This window comes from Mesorhizobium sp. WSM4807 (assembly GCF_055811615.1).
Genome location: NZ_JBVVQY010000007.1, coordinates 31,936 through 49,803 on the forward strand (window position 1 = coordinate 31,936; position 17,868 = coordinate 49,803).

Genomic DNA, 17,868 nt, shown 5'->3' on the forward strand with positions numbered 1-17,868 from the left:
GGAGGCATCATGAACCCGGGATTGAGAAAGGTCGGCGGCTGGCTCTACCGGCGCGCCGAGAACGCCATCGCAATCGCAATCGGCGCCATGTTCGCCGCGTTTCTGCTCCAGGTTGTTTTTCGCTATCTTCTCAACTGGCCGACGGGCTGGAGCAACGAGCTCACCGTCGTGCTCTGGATCTGGGTTGTGCTGTTCGGCGCAGCGTTCGTCGTTCGTGAAGAAGAGGAAATCCGCTTTGATCTCCTCTACGCCACAGTCGGTCCGGACATTAGGCGGGTAATGACGCTTGCCTTCGCAATCGCTCTCGTCGCGCTCTATGGCTGGTCCTTTCCGGCCGTCTTCGACTACGTGACCTTCATGAAGGTCGAGAGCACCGCCTACCTCAAGATACGCTTCGACTGGCTGTTCTCGATCTATCTCGTCTTCGTGATCGCCGTGATCGCCCGTTACCTGTGGCTGGCGTGGCGTGCTCTCCGCGGCGAAGCACCGGCGGAATTCGACCCCACGAAAGCGAGCTCCGGCGTATGAATCTCGCGAGTCCCTTTTCGCTGTCAGTCGTTGCGATCACAGCGCTGGCGTTGCTTGGCCTGCCGATCGGTCACTCGATGATCGCCGGGTCGATTCTCTATCTCTGGCTTGCAGGGCTGGACATGGGCACCTCCGCCGAGCAGCTGCTCAACGGGCTCTACACAAGCTACATTCTGCTTGCCGTACCGATGTTCATTCTCGCCGCGGAGTTAATGAACGCCGGAACAATGACCGACCGGCTGCTGCAATTCTGCAACGCCGTCGTCGGCCGTTTCCGCGGCGGCCTGGCGCAAGTCAACGTGCTGCAGTCGATCATCTTCGCCGGCATGTCCGGCTCAGCCATCGCCGACGCCGCGGGCACCGGCAAGATGATGCAGCAACTCATGACTAAGGATGGCAAGTACCCGGCGAGCTATGCCGCTGCGCTGACAGCCGTCACCTCCGTCATCGGCCCGATCATTCCTCCGTCAATTCCGCTGGTCATCTACGCGCTAATCTCGGATGCATCCATCGGCTACCTGTTCATTGCTGGTATCGTGCCGGGCCTTCTTCTCGCCCTGACGCAGATGATCATCGTCGCCATCGACGCGCGCCGGAAAAACTTTCCGGTCGAGAAGCCGGTGCCGCTCAGGGAACTTCCGGGGATCACCTCGCGCGCATTTCCGGCGCTGATGCTGCCGGTCGTTCTGCTGGTCGGCATAAGGGGCGGCGTGATGACCCCGACCGAGGCTGCGGCGGTCGCCGCCGGCTACGCGCTGCTCATCTCGGTCGCGATCTATCGCAGCGTGACGCCGGGTCAGCTCTACCATGCGCTTCTCAACAGCGCCCGCACCACGGCCTCGATCGGCATGCTCATCGCCGGCGCCCTGGTGTTCAACTACGTCGTCACTGTTGAGAACATTCCGCAGTCCCTGTCTGTGATCCTGCAGTCCTGGGATCTTTCGCCGATGGGTTTCCTGATCCTCGTCAACATCCTGCTGCTGCTACTGGGCTGCGTGCTGGAGGGGACGACTATCCTGCTGGTAATCGTGCCGGTGCTGATTCCGACGGCGAAGGCGCTCGGCGTCGACATGGTGCATTTCGGCGTGATGGTCGTCGTCAACATCATGCTCGGGCTCGTCACCCCGCCCTACGGGTTGCTGCTGTTCATCATGACCCGCATCGCAGAAGTGCCGCTGCGCGACCTGGTGCACGATGTAATGCCGTTTCTCTACGCCATGATTGCCGCTCTGATGCTGATCACCTTCTTCCCATCGCTGGTGTTGTGGCTGCCGCGCCTGCTGGGCTATCAAGGATAGGACCATGATCAAGCCAATCTTCGTTCTCAACGGCCCAAATCTCAACCGGCTCGGCATGCGTGAGCCGGAGATCTATGGGAGGACGACACTCGCAGAAATCGAGGGGATGTGCCGTGACGCCGCCGGCGACCATCCGATCCGTTTTCACCAGTCGAACATTGAGGGCGAAATCGTCAACTGGGTCCATGAGGCGATCGACGAAGGCGCGGGCATTCTGATCAATCCCGCGGGTTTGAGCTTCATTTCGATCCCGGTGCTCGATGCGCTCAAAATGTTTCCGGGCCCGATCGTCGAACTGCATATCTCGAACATCCATCGCCGCGAGGAGATCTATCATCGGTCGCTGGTATCGAAGGTCGCCACCGGCGTGATCGCTGGGCTTGGCGCCAAGGGATATCCGCTCGCGATCCGGTGGCTCATGGACGAGGTCGACCGATAGTGTATCGCCATGCCTGAACCCTGTATCATCGCTGTTGCGATCACCGGCTCGCTGCCGCGCAAGGAAGACAATCCTGCGGTGCCGATCAGCGTGGCCGAGCAGATCGAGTCGACCCAGGAAGCCTTTGAAGCAGGTGCGTCACTGGTGCACATCCACGTGCGCAATGACGATCAGAGTTCATCGTCTGAACCAACGCGCTTCGCTGCCGTTCAGGCGGGGGTGCGTAGGCACTGCCCCGGCATGATCGTCCAGTTCTCGACCGGCGGGCGCGGTCGTGATCCTGCCGCGCGTGGCTCGGCACTTTATCTGAAGCCGGACATGGCCTCGCTTTCGACCGGTTCGGTCAACTTCCCATCCATAGTCTACGAGAACCATCCCGCCCTGATCGTTGATCTCGCAACCGCGATGAAGGCAAATGGCGTGCTGCCGGAGATCGAAATCTTCGACCTGTCGCACCTTCACACTGCCAGGCGGCTGGCCGACGGCGGACTTATAGGTGAGCGCCCGCACATCCAGTTTGTCATGGGGGTGCAAAACGCACTGCCTGCGGAGGAGAGATTGCTCGACGTGCTCCTCAGGGAAGCGAAACTCCTGTTTCCACAATCCACCTGGACAGCGGCCGGAATAGGCCGCAACCAGACGATCGTAATGCAATGGGCGTTGGCGCGCGGAGCAGACGCAGTGCGTACCGGACTTGAGGATAATATCAGGATCACTAGGGAACGCCTGGCGCGCAGCAACGCCGAGCTCGTCGAACTCGCGGCGGCCTCAGTCGAGAGGCTTGGCCGGCGTGTGGCCACCGTCAACGAGGCGCGCCAAACGCTTGGTCTGGCCTCAGGATCGTAATTCCCGGCCGCAGCTTCGCGCCGCGCTGTCGGAGCTGTTGCGCCTTGGCCACCGTCCTCGTCGATCCTTCGGACATCGCTAACCGCGACAACGAGGAAGCTCGACATCCTGGCGCACTCGGACATCAATAAGGCCGGCTTTTGCCACCGAGCATGGCAAAAAGCGCACTGTCACCGTAATTCCGTAATTCAAACGCATCCGCGAACTGCCCATCACACCGGACAGCTGCTCTGACAGGCACGCTGCCAACTCATCCCAGCCAATACCTCGGCCCCGGCCCCTTGCGACCTGCCATATCGGCAGGGTTCGCAAGGCTGCACCGGTCGATCGACAGGCAGCCGCAACCGATGCACTCGGTAAGCCCGGACCTCAGACGCTGCAACTCGGCGATCCGCTGGTCGATGCGCTTGGTCCACCGGCCCGACAAACGCGACCAATCCCGACGTGACGGCACGCGATCGGCTGGCAACTTGGCGAGCTCGGCGCCAATCTCCTCAAGCGTCAGCCCAATTCGCTGCGCGAAGACGATGAAGGCGATCCGGCGCAGCACCGAGCGCGGATAGCGCCTATGCCCCGAGCCGGCCCGCTCGGAAGCGATCAGCCCGCGCTCCTCGTAGAAACGCAATGCCGATGAGGCGACGCCGCTGCGCCGCGACACGTCGGTGATGGTCAGCATGGATTCCATGCATGAACGAAAGCACAATTCCCGCTTGACTTCAAGTTAACTTGAACTTGTAGCAACGGCAGTACAGATTGAAGGAGCACCGGCAATGCAGACGAATATCGATCTTCAGGGACTTCGCGTGGCGGTCACGGGCGGCACGTCCGGCCTCGGACTGGCGCTTGTGCGGCAGCTAGCCGAGCAGGGTGCGTCCGTCGCCTTCGTTGCCCGCACCACCGCGGACGTCGAACGCATCGCCGACGAGACCGGCGCGCACGGGATTGTCGGCGACGTCGGCAAGAAGGAAGACATCTATCCGATCGCGTTGCAAGTCACCGCCAGCCTCGGCGGGCTCGACGTCCTGATCAACAATGCGTCGAGCCTCGGACCTGTTCCTCTGGCGCTTCTTGCCGATACCGAGTGCGAGGAGTTGGAAAAAGCGCTCGCGGTCAATCTCGTCGGCGCGTTCCGGCTAACGAAAGCCCTGTTCGGTGCGCTTGCCGCGTCCGCACGCGAGGGCCGTGGCGCGCTGGTGATCAACATCTCCAGCGACGCAGCGGTGAACGCCTATCCCGGCTGGGGCGCGTATGGTGCGAGCAAGGCTGCTCTTGCCCATCTCACGGCGATTTGGGACGAGGAGGCGAAAGCCGACGGCATCCGGCTCCTCGCGCTCGACCCCGGCGATATGGACACCCCGCTGCACGCGCTGGCGCTTCCTGACGCCGATCCGTCGACATTGAAGCGCCCCGAAGTGGCTGCTGCCGAAATCATCGAAAAGACGCTCGACGCGCTGCCGGTCCGCGCAACGATTCTCGCCGGGACACACGAATGATTGCCGCCGACCGTCCCGATCGGCGCTCCGCCAGGCTGCTCGTCGTCGAGGCAGGCGGCACGATGCGTGACCTGCCGCGCGCTGGACTCGCGATGCTATTCGATCCCGGCGATCTGGTCGTCGGCAACGACGCCGCGACCTTGCCTGCCAGCTTGCACGGAACGCATGTCCCCAGCGACGAGGCGATCGAGATTCGCCTGGCAGGTTGGCTGTCACTTCCCGATCCAACCCGCTTCGTGGCTATTGCCTTCGGCGCGGGCGATCACCGCACGCGCACCGAAGACCGGCTGCCTCCGCCGCCGCTGTCACCCGGCGATCGCCTCCGGCTCGGACCGCTGGAAGCCGTCGTAGAGCGCCTTATCGACCATCCTCGCCTTCTCGAGCTGCGCTTCCCAGGCAACCGCACAGTGGTGCTTGCAGGCCTGGCGCGGCACGGCCGGCCGATCCAATACGCGCATGTTCCCGAGCCGATGGCACTGTGGGATGTCTGGACGAAGCTTGCCGCCGGGCCGGTCGCGTTCGAGGCGCCATCGGCAGGCTTTGCACTCGATTGGCGCACGCTCCAAGCCTGGCGTCGGCGCGGCGTCGGCTTCGCAACAGTCACGCATGCCGCAGGCGTTTCTTCCACCGGCGATCCCGCGCTCGACCTGCGCCTCCCTTTCGACGAGCCGTACCGCATCCCTGAGCGCACCGCGGCACAGGTTGCGCGGACGAAGCTCGGCGGCGGCCGCATCATCGCGATCGGCACGAGTGTAGTGCGCGCGCTTGAGGCGGCCGCCAACCCCGATGGCAGCGTGCGTGCAGGAAATGGCATTGCGACGGGCCGCGTCGCGCGGGGCACGCCGCATGGCGTGGTCGATGCGATTCTCACAGGCGTCCACCAGCCGGGCGAAAGCCATTTCGAGCTCCTGCGTGCCTTTGCCGACGATGCTCTGCTCGCCAAGGCCTCCGCAGCCTTCGCCGCGCGCCGATACCGCACGCATGAATTCGGCGATTCCATACTGCTCAATCGCCAACCGCTGCATCTATAGCGCGAACAGGACCGGGGCAGGGGTGCTCGAGGCGAAAAGGCGCTGCGCGGGCCGGTGGATCTCGGGCCCATCGAACTGCCCTGATACGGAAGCACGAGCGAAGGTCTGAAGTCCTCTCGGCGTCGCACGCGGTCCGCTCCGGCACGCCGTGCACGATCTGGTGGAGCGTATCGCGGAACTTGTCGGAGGTCGCGAGCATCCAACGGCTTGCAACTTTCACCCGCGTCAGCCTGGCGAGTGGGATCTCACGGCTCGCCCAGCACATCGGCAGCCCAGGCCCGCTCAAACCTGGCTTCAGCCTCGTGCTGGACGTTTCTAACGCTGGCGATATCAGCGGCTTCGTATTCGCAGATCATGCGCAGCCGGTCGGATGACCAGTAGCTACGGATCCAGCGGACATCGTAGAGGTCGAGGCACGGCGCCATCCGCGCCTCTACCGCGTCGAGTTCTTGCTGGGTGAACGGGGCTTCAAACGTCCGCTCGACGATTATGCGAGGCATGGTGCTCTCCTGTTCGATGGCTCGTTCAAGTCTGAAGGCCCGGCGTGGGTGCGGCCGTTGGAACGCTGCGCGCCGGTTCGGCAGGATGGCGCAAAACTGCTCGCGCCCTCGCGCTGAAATCCTCAAGCTCGATCGGTGCCCGACAATCGTCGTCGATTTCCGGTGCCGAAGAACTGTTCGCGGCCGCGCTGAGCAGGGCATTGGCAATGGCGATCTCGCAGCGCCGGCGGATCTTGGAGGCGACTGTCAGTGCCTCGCTGGCGTGGAGTCGGACTTGCTCCATTCGGCCGGCACGACAGTAGAAACTCGCCGCGCTGTTGAGAGCGTAAGCCAGGTAAGACTTGTCGTCGGCGGCACGAAGCCGCGCCAAGGCGCTCTCCAGCGCCTCGTCGGCTGCATCATCCGCCGTCATGAGGGCAGTAAGCGCCTGCAGGGCATCGACGAAAGGCGTCTCCTCCCCAATCCTTGCGGCAACCGACCGTAGCTCCTCACAGCGGGCGTGCATGTCGGCATATCGTCCCATTTCGAAATGAAGCGTCGCCAGCCAGGTCAGGCATTTGTACTCGCGCCAGCGGTCTTCGCTTCGGCGCGCCAGGGCAAGAGAGCGAGCAAGATACACGGCGGCTTGACCCTGCCGACCGTCCCATCGCTCCAGCAGACCGCTGGCCCAATGCAGTTCGCACAACTCTGTGCCAAGCGACTGCGCGATATCGCCGGCCTCCGCGATCAATTCGTGCGCGCGCGCAATTTCTGTCTCCAGCTCAAGCAGGCAGCGAGCCGTATTGGCGAGCTGATGCGCCTGGATTTTGCGGTCAGCGTTGCGCCCTATCTCGGCCGCACGAAGCGTGCTTGCCTCGGCCTGCTCTACTTGTCCGGCCTGCTGATGGAGAATGGAAAGCAGATAGTGCCCTGTCGCCGCGGCAGCCTGCAGCCCCTGTTCCTCCGCTGCGGTGGTCGCGTCGGCGATCGCCTCTTCAATGGGAGGAAGTGATCGCAATCCGGGACCAGTCGCCGCAAGAACGCGGATCTTGAGCAGCGCAATCCGGGAAACCAGCTTCTCCGGCGCTTCCGGCAGCCGCGCGACATGCCGTAGCCCTCGCTCGGCCAAGCCGGCGGCCTCGGCATTGGCGAAGAGCCGAAGGGCCCGCTCGCCGGCGACGATGCAAGCTCGTGCGGCCATCTCGTCATCCTCGGCGAGCACGGCGTGATGAACGAGATCGGCCGCAGCTTCACCGCCGCGCTCCGCCGCCGGTCGAAGCGCGCGCGCGATATGTCGATGCAACAGCTTGCGCCCGGGATGGGACAAGCTGCGGTAGGTGACTTGCCGGACGAGGTCGTGGGTGAAGTCATAGGCGTCGCCGCCTGCCGGCCGCACCAGCCCGCGCCGCTCAAGCTCCCCCAGTGCCATCACAAGCCCCGCAACATCAAACGGCGCCAAGCGCGCGAGATCCTGCGGCGTGAAGGTGCGGCCATGCGCTGCAGCCCAGACCAGCGTTTCGCGCACCTGGTCGGTCAGCCCAGCCAGTTGTCCTTCTATCAGGGCTTTCACGGTACGGCCGGGGCCGGGATCTCCACGCAGGTGAGCGCGGGCAAGTTCAAGCGCAAACAGCGGATTGCCATCGCTCGCGGCGATGATTTGAGCTGCGTCGAGAGCCGGGTCGAGCCGCCGGACGAGCTCTGCCGTGTGCTCGGCGCTCAACGTATCGAGCTCGATCTCCGTCAGTCGGCCATCGCGGGAGAGCGAGCGCAGCACCCGCGATACCGCGATATTGTCTTCGACTTCTCCAGAACGCGCTGCGCAGGCGATGACAAGACCGGGGGCTGCCTCGGTCCGGCGAGCAACATAGTGAAGCAGCGACGCGGACGCGTCGTCGATCCACTGGACGTCGTCGAGGGCAATACCTACCGGCTCGTCGGCGGCGAGCCCGTGAAGCACGTCGACAATGGCGTCGAACAGCTGAGTGCGATCCCCGACCCCGCCTTCGCCGCCTCCAAGCTCGGGGAGCAGCGGGCCGAGAAGCGAAGGCAATCCATGGCGCGGTCGCTCCCGCTGGACCGAGCGCAGGAGATCGATCCAGATGCCATAGGATCGTGCCGTCTCGGCTTCGAATGCGCGCGCGCTGAAGGCGCGCCCGCCGGCAGCGGCCATCCGTTCGCTGAAATAGCCTAGCATGTGGCTCTTGCCGATGCCCGGCTCCCCAGTCACGAGGATGACATCCGGGCTGGTGTCGGCTGCCATCGCGACGAGGCGATCGATGGTTGTGCGCTCGGCGTCGCGCCCAACCATGGGCCCGGAACCCCCAGGCCGCGGAGCGTCATCCAGGGTTCCCCTGGCTGCACCGGAAGGTGCGGCTCGGGCACCTGCGATTGGGCTCGGTCGCAGCGCCTGCCTCGCCGCCTTCAGTCCCTCGCCTGGCGGCGCGCCGAGCTCGGCTTCGAATATGCGATGCGCCCGCTCGTAATGAGCGAGCGCGTCGTTGGTCCGGCCCATCTTCCCAAGCATCCGGACCACCGCAGCATGACCGGCTTCGGATAGTGGGTCGGCCGCAACAAATGCGTAGGCATAGGGCAGGGCATCCGTCGGGACGTCTTCCAGTCGCGCGATAAGCGCGGCGAGAACCCTGAACCGGAGCTGGCTCATCGCCTCCCGCTCCGCTATGCACCATTCCTGGTAGCGGTAACAGAGCGGCAGATCGAGCCCGTCGAGGAACTCGCCTCCAAACAGCGCCACAGTCTCGGTCAGCACCTCGGTGGTCGCGGCGGCGACGCTGCTTGCGGCAAGCGAGCGCACGACCGCATGGTCGACCAGCGCATCGCCAAGCTCGATGCCGACCCGCTCACGATCCGCCACGAGCCGAGCTCTGCTGCCGTCGCCGAGCAGCGCGCGGATCTTGCTGAGGCTCCAGCGCAACTCGGCTCGCGGATCGTCCGGTCCGTCCCAGAACAGATCGCAGAGCCGTTCACGCCGGTGCACCTGACCGGTGGCAATGAGATAGCCAAGAAGCGCGCGCGTTTTGCGAGAGGCGGGTAAAGCAAGGGCCTTCCCGTCGGCGCCGACAAGCTGGAGCTCGCCGAGCAGACGTACCCGGAGCGGGATAGGACGTTGCATTCCTGGCCTGCCTGCTCTGCCTTCGAGATAATTCGACGCCGGTTTCCACGGGCGCTTCCACGATTGTCCGCAAGCTTAGCTGTGAACACGGTCTTGCGAAACAGCCTTGAGGAGCCAGCCGATGACAACGACAACGGCGACGAAACCATTCGATCCTGCCCAATACAAGGAGACGACCCACGACCAATGGCGGGCTGCCGCCGCCGCCAACCGCGAAGCTACCATCAACAAAGCGATCGAAGCCGTGAATGTGGCGCCACACTGGTCGTCTTTCCTGAAGCATGGATACCGGGATGTCCGACTGGGGTGTCGAGGCTGGGGGGACTGAACATGAGATTATTCGCATCCGCCATCGCATTGGCGATTGCAGAAGCTGCTGCCGTCGCTGAAAGCCGGCGGCTATGTCTTCGTGTTACGGCACACCGACACCGACAGAAGTGCTCACAAAAAACCATTGCAGCTGAAGTGTAGTGGGAACATGCATCGGGAGTAGAGGAAACCGCCATGCCCGCAAAAATTGCCGTCGTTCAGAAGCCGCCGGTCTTTCTCGATCGCGAGGCGACCATCGCCAGAGCCGTCGAGGCGATCAACGAAGCCGCCGATGCCGGCGCCACCCTGGTGATCTTCCCTGAAGCCTGGATTCCCGGATATCCGACGTGGGTCTGGCGGCTGAAGCCCGGCACGGATATGGCGTTGTCAAGCGAGCTTCACGCCAGGCTGCGGAGGAACGCCGTCAACATCGAGCGAGATGATCTTGAGCCTCTGCAGCAGGCCGCCAGCCAGCGTGCGGTGACGATTGTCGTCCGCCTGAACGAGATCGACAGTCGATTCTCCGGCACAACGCTGTTTAACACCGTGGTCGTGATTGGACCGGATGGCACACTCCAAGACCGACATCGCAAGTTGATGCCGACCAACCCCGAGCGCATGGTCTGGGGGACGGGCGACGCGAGCGGCCTCAGAGTTGTCGACACGCCGGTCGGCCGCCTGGGGTGCCTGATCTGCTGGGAAAGCTATATGCCGCTTGCGCGCTACGCTCTCTACGCCCAGAACATCGACATTCTCGTCAATCCGACGTGGGACAATGGTGAACTCTGCCTCGCCACATTGCGCCACATCGCCCGCGAGGGCGGATGCTGGGTCATCGGCACGGCGACGGCCATGCAGGGCAGCGATCTGCCGGCCGACTTTCCCGATCGCGACCGACTGTTCAAGGCCGATGAGTGGATCAACGACGGCGACGCCGTCGTCGTGAAGCCGGGCGGCGCAATCGCGGCCGGACCGCTGAACCGCGACAAGGGAATCCTTTTCGCCGAAATTGATCCGGGAGCGGTCGGCCGCGCCCGGCGGTCGCTCGACGTCGCGGGGCACTATTCCCGGCCGGATATTTTCTCGCTGTCGATCAGCCGGAAACCGCTTACACCCGTTGTGTTCACCGACTGAGCCGAGAAGGGCTGACGACCCCGCCGGCGCTGGGCGGAAGCCGGAATGTCGTGGAGCGCGTCCGCCATGACGCCGGTTAGCCCGGCGGGCATTACGGCGGCTGACGCTTCGCTCGTCTGCCCGACCTGGCTCAACGCGGTCGCCGCAGCATCGGGACGAGCGTCGGCGACGAACCGACCTGGATCGCGCCGAGCGGTTCGAAGCCGTGGCGCCGGTAGAAAGGAATGTTGCGCGGGTTCGAGGATTCCAGATAGGCGGGCGCGTGATCGCGATCGCACCGCGCGAGCGCGTACGCCATCAAGGCGTTGCCGTGACCTTCGCTCTGATGCGCCGGGTCGACGCCGATCACGGGCAAGTACCAATGCGGCTCGGTCGGGTGGTACTTGGCCATCTGTTCGAATATAGCGGCGACTTCAGGGGCAAAAGAGGGCGCAACCGTGCTCTCCACAACAGCACCAAGCCCTTCCTCGTCGGGACGCACACCGGGCGACAGCCACAGCGCCGCCCCGGCGTAGCCATCGGTGCAAAAGGCGCTTCCGTTTGAGAATGCCCTGGTCCCGAACGCGCGGACCAGTCGCGGCATGGCCGCAAGGTACTGGTGTGCATGCGGCCAGGTCCATCGCGCCATGGGATCCTCTGCAAACGCCAGCACGATTGTTCCGACCGCCGGATCTTCATCGGCCGCGGCCATAACTCTCACTGTCGGCGATTTCATGCTGCCCTCCAAGTGACGCAGGTGGTTCGACGAGGCGCCCGCGCCCTCAACGGGCTCAGCATCAAGCGGGCAGGAGTCCCCTCAGGCAAATTGCGCCGCTCGCCCTGTGTTCGCTTGATGAACTCCATCATGAGGGAGAGCGCCGGTTCGGCGTGCGTCTCAAGCAGGAAATGCCCGCCGCGAGGGAACATCAGCACCTTCGCCTTGTGACTCCGTCCTTCTTTTTCAGCCCGCGGTCCGCAACGCATCGAGCAGAGGTGTTCGAGCGGGAGCGCTATCCATTTCCAGCTTGTAGTCTTCGAAGGCCAAGGTGACATCATTGGCGACCGTGATCAGGGAATCCATCGGAAACCCGCCCCACATCTGGCTACCATGTTTCGCCTCCGGCGTTAAGTTTATCTCCTGACGCAACAAGTTGATTCGAGAAATGGAAAGGAAACCCCCGAGGAAGGAGACAGGAGCGATGACGAAACACAAGACCGGAACACGCGAGGAATGGCTGGGAGCGCGGCTCGAACTGCTCGAGGCGGAGAATCGGCTCATGCGGCAGAGCGACGAGTTGGCGCGACAGCGACAGGAGTTGCCGTGGGTTCGGATCGATAAGGAGTATCTATTCGAGACCGAGGAGGGAAGCGCCTCGCTCGCCGACCTTTTCCAAGGGCGCTCGCAACTCTTCGTCTATCATTTCATGTTCGGCTACGGATACCGGCTCACCGATGCGCGCCAAGGATGCACCGGATGCTCCTTGATCGCCGATCACTTCGACTGCGTCATCCCCCACTTGAACGGCCGCGACATTACCCTCGTTTGCGAATCGATCGCCCCGTTGCAGGAGCTCCAGGATTACAAGCAACAAATGGGCTGGCGCTTCCCGTGGGTTTCGTCGCTCGGGAGCGATTTCAAATACGACTTCGGCGCCGCCTTCACCGAAGAGCAGCAGAGAGACGGCGCCGACTACAACTATCAGCATGTCGACAGGGCCGAGCCACAGAAGGAGGGAATGAGCGTCTTCGCGCTCCAGGACGGTGCCGTCTACCACACCTACTCGACCTACACACGTGGCACCGAGATGTTTATGGGGGTCTACCGTTTCCTCGACCTGGCTCCGTGGGGAAGGAACGAGAACGGGCTCGAGTTCCCCCAGGCGTGGTGGCGCCGCCATGACGAGTACGGCAATCGCTGAGCGGTGAGGGTCATGGGCACAACCGCGAATTGCGGTGACAGCGCACTATTTTCCTTTCTGCTGCCGTGCCTTCCCGATTTCCCACATAGCGACAGCCAAGCACGGCAAAAAGTGCACTGTCACCATAATGCACGCGAAACCACGTCAGCCGACCCGCGCCCGCGGTGGGCGCAGGTGATCCGCTTCCTGAAGATAGGGAGCGCGTCGGCTATGCCGCCGGGCCGGTCAGCCTGATGGCATCTTCTCGAACGTCTTCAGCCCGGTTTCCATCTTGTCCCAGGTGAGGGCCCGGATACCGTAGGTGACGACGGTCGGATTGAACCGGCCCGGATCGTCGAGACTTCCGGCATAAACCGCGATCGGCTCCGGCATGGCGGCGAATGTCAGGTAGACCGGCGTTCCGCAGACCGGGCAGAACGAATGGATGTTATCGTTGCCGCTGTCACCCGCAATGCGCCAGTCCGTCGCTGTGCCGGTGATCTTCACGTCTGCCCGCGACGGAAACGTCAGATAGGATTGGTGACCGGTGCCGCTTCTTTTCTGGCAATCGCGGCATTGGCAGTGGTTCTCGAAGATCGGGGCTGCCTTTGCCTCGTAGCGGACCGCGCCGCACGCGCATCCGCCGGTGTAGAGAGTGCTCATCTGCTCGGCTCCTAGTTCCCGGGTTCAGGCCGCCAGTTCGGACGCGCGCGGCTTGGCGAAGACATCGATCGCCTGACCCGTTTCGAGGAAGGATTTCAGGCTGGAGAGGACGATCGGCCAACCGCGCTTGATGCCGTTCGCCATGCCGCTGCCGGCTTCGAGTTCGTCATGGGTGACGGTCAGCCGGACCATGGCCTCGTATTCCTCGAGCTCGAAGGTCACCCGGCTGTAGCTCGCCGGATCGGACGCCTGCGAAGCGTTTGCCCAGGTGATGACGAGACGGGTCGGCGGGGAGACCTCGACGACCTTGCCGACGAGTTCGACGGTCCGTTCATCATTGGCGCGGATATGCTCCCAGCTCGAACCGGGCTTCCAGTCGGAGACGTTCTCGTGGCCCCAGTAGCGCCGTGCGAGGTCCGGCTTGGTTATGGCCTCGAACACCTTTCCCGGTGTCGAGACGATATAGGTCGTGTAGATAAAGCTGATCGTTTCCATGGTCATTGCTACGCTCCTTGTTGTTTCGCGAGCATAGGTAGATGGGGAAACCGGACCCGTGTGAGTGACAATCGTGTCGCGAATGGCTTCTGATATGACAAAAGGTTGACGCATGACGCGCTGGCAGCTTGCTCATGGACGGCATCTCGATCTTGGCGCGCAATCGTTGCTGATGGGGATTTTGAACATTACGCCGGACAGTTTTTCCGACGGCGGAGAATTCGATCGGCCGGAGCGGGCGCTCCAGCAGGCGCGGCGCATGATCGGCGAGGGCGCGGCGATCATCGACGTAGGCGGCGAGTCCACCCGGCCCGGCGCCGGCGCCGTTTCGGCGCGCGAGGAACAATCGCGCATCCTGCCGCTGATCGAGGCGCTGTCGTCCGACGGCGGCAGCCTGGTTTCGGTCGACACCTATCGGGCCGAGACGGCGCGTCTGGCGGTCGCGGCGGGCGCACATATCGTCAACGACGTGCATGGCCTGCAGCGCGAACCCGACATCGCCCACGTCGCGGCGGAAACCGGCGCCGGCCTCGTCATCATGCACACCGGGCGCGACCGTGAAAAACTGGCGGATGTGATCGCCGACCAGTTCCTGTTCCTGAACAGATCGCTGGAGATCGCGCGCGACGCCGGCATCCCGGACGACCGGATCGTGCTGGACCCGGGCTTCGCCTTCGCCAAGGACGGAGAGGAAAACCTTGAGCTTATGGCTCGCTTCGGTGAATTGCGCGCTCTCGGTTTTCCATTGCTGGTCGGCACGTCACGTAAGCGTCTTGCCCGTCACCTGGTCGGCGGAACTGACGAGGGGCGGGATGTCGGCACAGCGGCGACCAGCGTCATCCTGCGGTTGAAGGGCGCTTCGATCTTCCGCGTGCATAATGTCGCGGTTAATCGCGATGCACTGGCTTTCGCCGACGCGGTGCGCGAGCGCGAGACCAGGGAATAGAACAACGCGTCAGGCGGGCTCGGTGACGACGCCGATCCGTCGGTAGACGAATTGTTCGTCGTGCGAAGGAACTGCCGCAGCACGCTGGGCTTCGTCGATCAGCATTGCCATGCGCGCATGGATCGGCGATTTCGCGCAAGCCGGGTCCGTGGCGGCGGCATCGCCGGCAATCGCCATCGCCTGGCAGCGGCAGCCGCCCCAGTCGATCTCACGCCGTTCGCAGCTGCGACAGGGCTGCTGCATCCAGTCGGTGCCGCGAAAGGCGTTGAATGCCGGCGAATCCGTCCAGATCTCGGCCAGGGTGCGCGGTCCGAAACGCTCAAAACTGAGCGACGGGATGGTCTGTGCGGCATGGCATGGCAGTACGGTGCCGTCCGGCGTCACCATGAAGGCGTCGCGCGCCCAGCCGCCCATGCACGGCTTGGGATAGATGGCGAAATAATCCGGCGGGACGAAATCGATGTTCATGATGCCGGTGAGCCGTTCGCGCGCCGTCGCGACGATCTCCGCCTGCCGGTCGACCGCAGCACGCTCTGGCATCAGTTGATCGCGATTGGTCAGCGCCCAGCCGGCGTACTGCACGTTGGCGATCTCGAGCCGCTCCGCGCCCAGCGAAAGCGCCAGATCGATGAATTCCGGCACCTCCTCGATGTTGTGGCGATGGATCGGTGCGTTGATGGTAAGCGGCAGGCCGGCCGCGCGCGCGCGGCGTGCCGTCTCCAGCTTCTTTTCGTGACCGCCTTTGTGATTGCCGATGCGGTCGGTGGTCGCCGGACGTGCGCCTTGAAAGCTCAGCTGCAGATGGTCGAGCCCGGCTTCGGCAAACGCCTCGATGCGGCCTTCGGCAATGCCGACGCCGGCGGTGATCAGGTTGGTGTAGACGCCGCGCGCCGAAAGCCCGGCGATCAACTGCTCGAGGTCGCGGCGCAGCGTCGGTTCGCCGCCCGACAGATGCACCTGGAGAACGCCGAGATCGGCAGCCTGCGAGAACAAGTCGAGCCAGGTCTGTGTATCGAGTTCGCGATTGGCCTTCAGCAATTCGAGCGGATTGGAGCAATAAGGGCATTGCAGCGGGCAGCGATGCGTCAGTTCCGCCAGCATGCCGATCGGAGGGAGAAGGGGCTCGCTCATAGCTTCACCAGCAGCTTGTCCGACCATTCCTGCAGGAAGGCGACGACGTCGGTCGCCACCGCCTCCTGTCCGGCGTCATAGTCCGCGGCAAGGTCGGCAATGATGTGGCCGACCGTGGACCGTCCATCGCAGCGGCGCAATATATCGAGGCTGATATCGTTCGGCCAAAATACCTTTTCCGGCGAAAGCACGGCGAACGCCTGCCGCACGGGATCGTACTGTATGCGCACGTGCTTCGGCAGCGACGGCACCGATTGCGGCGACACCAGGGCTCTTTCGCGCAGCGCCATCATCGGGTTGCCTCCGGGCGGAAGGCGCCGGGCGGGATGTTTCCCGGCTCGGCATAGGCGTGTTGAAGCGCGTCGAGCATGGCCCACAGTATATCGCATTTGAATACCAGCGCATCGATCGCCTGCTGCTGGCGTTCCGCCGTGTCGGCATGGCCGAGCACGTAGGCGAGGGCGAAGTCGGCGTCGCGCGAGGCCTGTTCGGGCCGTCGGGTGAAGTAGGCCAGCGTATCCTCGGTGATGTAATCGTATTTGGCCAGCATGGCCGGGACCCGCTCGCCGATGATGAGCGGCGAGAACATTTCGGTCAGCGACGATGCGACCGCCTCGAACAGCGTCCGGTTCGTGCAAAAGGAGAGGTAAGCGCCGACCGCGAAACGTGTCGCCGGCAGCGCCAGCCTTTCGCTCTTCACCGCATCGGCATCGAGACCGAGCGAGGTCGCCAGATGCAGCCAGCGCGCGATACCGCCGCTCCAGCCGTCCTCGCCGTCATGGTCCTCGATGCGTTTGCGCCAGGCGGCGCGAAACGCCGGGTCTTCGGCGTGTGCGAGGATCATGGCATCTTTGCGCGGGATGACGGCCTGGTAGCAATAGCGGTTCAGCGCCCAGGCCTGCATCTCGGTCCGCGACAGCGCACCGCTGGTCATCCTGTGATGGAAAGGATGGCGGTTGTGATAGCGCTCGGCACCGACCTGACGCAGCACGGCTTCGAGCTCGCTGGAGGACAGGCCGTTCCTGGCCGCGTCGTGGAAATCACTCAAAATTCCATCTCCATCCCGTCGCGAGCGACTTCCCAGCCGGCGGCTTTCACCGCTGCGTATTCGGCGGAATTCTCGTCCAGAACAGGGTTGGTGTTGTTGATGTGGACGAAGACACGGCGGCCGATCCTCACATCGGCCAGGCCGGCGATCGAACCTGTGTCGCCCGACATTGCCAGATGCCCCATGCGCGCCCCGGTTTTTTGTCCGACGCCGGCAGCAATCATCTCGTCGTCGGTATAGACCGTGCCGTCGAACAGAAGGCAGGCGGCATCGGCTAGACGCGTGCGCAGGGCCGCATCGATGCGCGCGCAGCCCGGGATATAGAAGACGGAGCTGCGACTGCCGGCACTAGTGATGCGGACGCCGACCGTGTCGCCGGACTCGGAGCTGAAATTGGCATCCGGCTGGCTTCTTTCCTCGAGATAGAGCGCTATCTTTCCGGGCACGGGAAAGCTCTCGACAGTCACGCCGGTGTCGTGGCCGTCTGCATCGCAGATCGCCAGTTCTTCAGCCGGCGGCAAGATGCGCCGCGGCACGAGCGCCGGATCGAGAACGTTGAAAATCGAATTCGCCTCCAGCGTCGCCAGAACCTGTGTCGTTGCATAGATGGCGAAGGGCTGCCGCTCACGCAGGCTGAGCAGGCCGGCGACATGATCGACATCGGCATTGGTCAGCACCACCGCACGGATAGGCGTCGAACGCAGCGGCGCATCGTGTGCGGGCTGCAATTCAGGCGTTTGCGCAATCTGCTGGCGAATATCGGGCGAGGCGTTGAAGAGCACCCAGCCGGCTCCATCCACTGACGCGGCGATGCTTGATTGGGTTCGCGAATGCACGCCAGCCATCCCGGTGCGAGCCGCGCGGCTCAGGCGATAGTTGCAATTCCATTGCGGAAAGCCGCCGCCTGCCGCCGAGCCGATGATTTTCAAGCGCATTGCAATGCCCGCTCTGCGGCTCATTCAACCAACAGCAAGTTTTGGACCGCGAATTGCTTCGCGCCCGTATTGAACGCGCCAAAGCC

20 protein-coding genes are annotated in these 17,868 nt (G+C 63.7%); 10 read left to right on the forward strand and 10 right to left on the reverse strand.

Annotated features, from left to right (window positions below; translation table 11 throughout):
* Window positions 1–9 precede the first annotated feature (9 nt).
* From AC0L3N_RS11145 to AC0L3N_RS11160, 4 genes are read left to right on the forward strand one after another with little or no spacing between them, the layout of a single operon-like run.
* Window positions 10–528 carry a TRAP transporter small permease gene (locus tag AC0L3N_RS11145; protein ID WP_473547665.1) on the forward strand — a complete coding sequence of 173 codons (519 nt, stop codon included), beginning with the start codon at window positions 10–12 and terminating at the stop codon, window positions 526–528.
* Window positions 525–1,826, forward strand: coding sequence for a TRAP transporter large permease (locus AC0L3N_RS11150; protein ID WP_473547666.1), 1,302 nt, complete (start codon window positions 525–527; stop codon window positions 1,824–1,826). The genes AC0L3N_RS11145 and AC0L3N_RS11150 overlap by 4 nt, the downstream gene beginning before the upstream one ends.
* A gap of 4 nt (window positions 1,827–1,830) precedes the next feature.
* Window positions 1,831–2,265, forward strand: a complete 435-nt coding sequence (locus AC0L3N_RS11155; RefSeq protein ID WP_473547667.1) for a type II 3-dehydroquinate dehydratase — start codon at window positions 1,831–1,833, stop codon at window positions 2,263–2,265.
* Between the two features lie 9 nt (window positions 2,266–2,274).
* The gene (locus AC0L3N_RS11160) at window positions 2,275–3,111 is read left to right on the forward strand and encodes a 3-oxoadipate:acetyl-CoA acetyltransferase (RefSeq protein ID WP_473547668.1); all 837 of its coding nucleotides are present in this window, start codon (window positions 2,275–2,277) and stop codon (window positions 3,109–3,111) included.
* Between the two features lie 250 nt (window positions 3,112–3,361).
* Here the strand turns inward: AC0L3N_RS11160 and soxR are convergent, their stop codons facing one another.
* Window positions 3,362–3,796: a redox-sensitive transcriptional activator SoxR gene (gene soxR, locus AC0L3N_RS11165; protein WP_029350281.1), complete on the reverse strand. Its 435-nt coding sequence runs from the start codon at window positions 3,794–3,796 to the stop codon at window positions 3,362–3,364.
* 85 nt (window positions 3,797–3,881) lie between these two features.
* On the opposite strand from soxR, the gene AC0L3N_RS11170 reads away from it, so the two are divergent.
* A complete protein-coding gene (locus tag AC0L3N_RS11170; RefSeq protein WP_473547669.1) occupies window positions 3,882–4,604 on the forward strand; it encodes an SDR family NAD(P)-dependent oxidoreductase in 723 nt (240 codons plus the stop codon).
* Window positions 4,601–5,635, forward strand: coding sequence for an S-adenosylmethionine:tRNA ribosyltransferase-isomerase (locus tag AC0L3N_RS11175; RefSeq protein WP_473547670.1), 1,035 nt, complete (start codon window positions 4,601–4,603; stop codon window positions 5,633–5,635). The genes AC0L3N_RS11170 and AC0L3N_RS11175 overlap by 4 nt, the downstream gene beginning before the upstream one ends.
* Before the next feature lie 245 nt (window positions 5,636–5,880).
* Here the strand turns inward: AC0L3N_RS11175 and AC0L3N_RS11180 are convergent, their stop codons facing one another.
* Together AC0L3N_RS11180 and AC0L3N_RS11185 are read right to left on the reverse strand one after the other, a co-directional pair.
* On the reverse strand, window positions 5,881–6,135 hold the full coding sequence (locus AC0L3N_RS11180; protein WP_128180888.1) for a nickel-binding protein: 255 nt from the start codon (window positions 6,133–6,135) through the stop codon (window positions 5,881–5,883).
* A 25-nt stretch (window positions 6,136–6,160) separates the two neighbouring features.
* Window positions 6,161–9,244 carry an ATP-binding protein gene (locus AC0L3N_RS11185; protein WP_473547671.1) on the reverse strand — a complete coding sequence of 1,028 codons (3,084 nt, stop codon included), beginning with the start codon at window positions 9,242–9,244 and terminating at the stop codon, window positions 6,161–6,163.
* Between the two features lie 121 nt (window positions 9,245–9,365).
* On the opposite strand from AC0L3N_RS11185, the gene AC0L3N_RS11190 reads away from it, so the two are divergent.
* Window positions 9,366–9,572 carry a hypothetical protein gene (locus tag AC0L3N_RS11190; RefSeq protein WP_473547672.1) on the forward strand — a complete coding sequence of 69 codons (207 nt, stop codon included), beginning with the start codon at window positions 9,366–9,368 and terminating at the stop codon, window positions 9,570–9,572.
* 176 nt (window positions 9,573–9,748) lie between these two features.
* A complete protein-coding gene (locus AC0L3N_RS11195; RefSeq protein WP_473547673.1) occupies window positions 9,749–10,687 on the forward strand; it encodes a carbon-nitrogen hydrolase family protein in 939 nt (312 codons plus the stop codon).
* A gap of 130 nt (window positions 10,688–10,817) precedes the next feature.
* Here AC0L3N_RS11195 and AC0L3N_RS11200 read toward each other — a convergent pair whose 3' ends face one another.
* The gene (locus AC0L3N_RS11200) at window positions 10,818–11,402 is read right to left on the reverse strand and encodes a GNAT family N-acetyltransferase (protein ID WP_473547674.1); all 585 of its coding nucleotides are present in this window, start codon (window positions 11,400–11,402) and stop codon (window positions 10,818–10,820) included.
* 463 nt (window positions 11,403–11,865) lie between these two features.
* On the opposite strand from AC0L3N_RS11200, the gene AC0L3N_RS11205 reads away from it, so the two are divergent.
* On the forward strand, window positions 11,866–12,585 hold the full coding sequence (locus AC0L3N_RS11205; RefSeq protein ID WP_473547675.1) for a DUF899 domain-containing protein: 720 nt from the start codon (window positions 11,866–11,868) through the stop codon (window positions 12,583–12,585).
* A 225-nt stretch (window positions 12,586–12,810) separates the two neighbouring features.
* Here AC0L3N_RS11205 and AC0L3N_RS11210 read toward each other — a convergent pair whose 3' ends face one another.
* Both AC0L3N_RS11210 and AC0L3N_RS11215 read right to left on the reverse strand, forming a co-directional pair.
* The gene (locus AC0L3N_RS11210; protein WP_473547676.1) at window positions 12,811–13,227 is read right to left on the reverse strand and encodes a GFA family protein; all 417 of its coding nucleotides are present in this window, start codon (window positions 13,225–13,227) and stop codon (window positions 12,811–12,813) included.
* Window positions 13,228–13,251: 24 nt separating this feature from the next.
* Entirely contained in the window at window positions 13,252–13,728 is a 477-nt protein-coding gene (locus tag AC0L3N_RS11215; RefSeq protein WP_473547677.1) for an SRPBCC family protein, read from the reverse strand.
* Window positions 13,729–13,834: 106 nt separating this feature from the next.
* On the opposite strand from AC0L3N_RS11215, the gene folP reads away from it, so the two are divergent.
* Window positions 13,835–14,668 (forward strand): dihydropteroate synthase, encoded by an 834-nt coding sequence (gene folP / locus AC0L3N_RS11220; RefSeq protein WP_473547678.1) that lies wholly within the window; start codon window positions 13,835–13,837, stop codon window positions 14,666–14,668.
* A 9-nt stretch (window positions 14,669–14,677) separates the two neighbouring features.
* On the opposite strand, the gene pqqE is transcribed toward folP, so the two are convergent.
* The 4 genes from pqqE to pqqB are packed head-to-tail and all read right to left on the reverse strand — an operon-like array spanning window position 14,678 to window position 17,782.
* A complete protein-coding gene (pqqE, locus tag AC0L3N_RS11225; RefSeq protein WP_473547679.1) occupies window positions 14,678–15,799 on the reverse strand; it encodes a pyrroloquinoline quinone biosynthesis protein PqqE in 1,122 nt (373 codons plus the stop codon).
* Window positions 15,796–16,092, reverse strand: coding sequence for a pyrroloquinoline quinone biosynthesis peptide chaperone PqqD (pqqD, locus tag AC0L3N_RS11230; protein WP_473547680.1), 297 nt, complete (start codon window positions 16,090–16,092; stop codon window positions 15,796–15,798). Before pqqD ends, pqqE begins: the two co-directional genes overlap by 4 nt.
* A complete protein-coding gene (pqqC, locus tag AC0L3N_RS11235; RefSeq protein WP_473547681.1) occupies window positions 16,089–16,847 on the reverse strand; it encodes a pyrroloquinoline-quinone synthase PqqC in 759 nt (252 codons plus the stop codon). Before pqqC ends, pqqD begins: the two co-directional genes overlap by 4 nt.
* A complete protein-coding gene (pqqB, locus tag AC0L3N_RS11240) occupies window positions 16,844–17,782 on the reverse strand; it encodes a pyrroloquinoline quinone biosynthesis protein PqqB (RefSeq protein ID WP_473547682.1) in 939 nt (312 codons plus the stop codon). The genes pqqC and pqqB overlap by 4 nt, the downstream gene beginning before the upstream one ends.
* Window positions 17,783–17,868 lie beyond the last annotated feature (86 nt).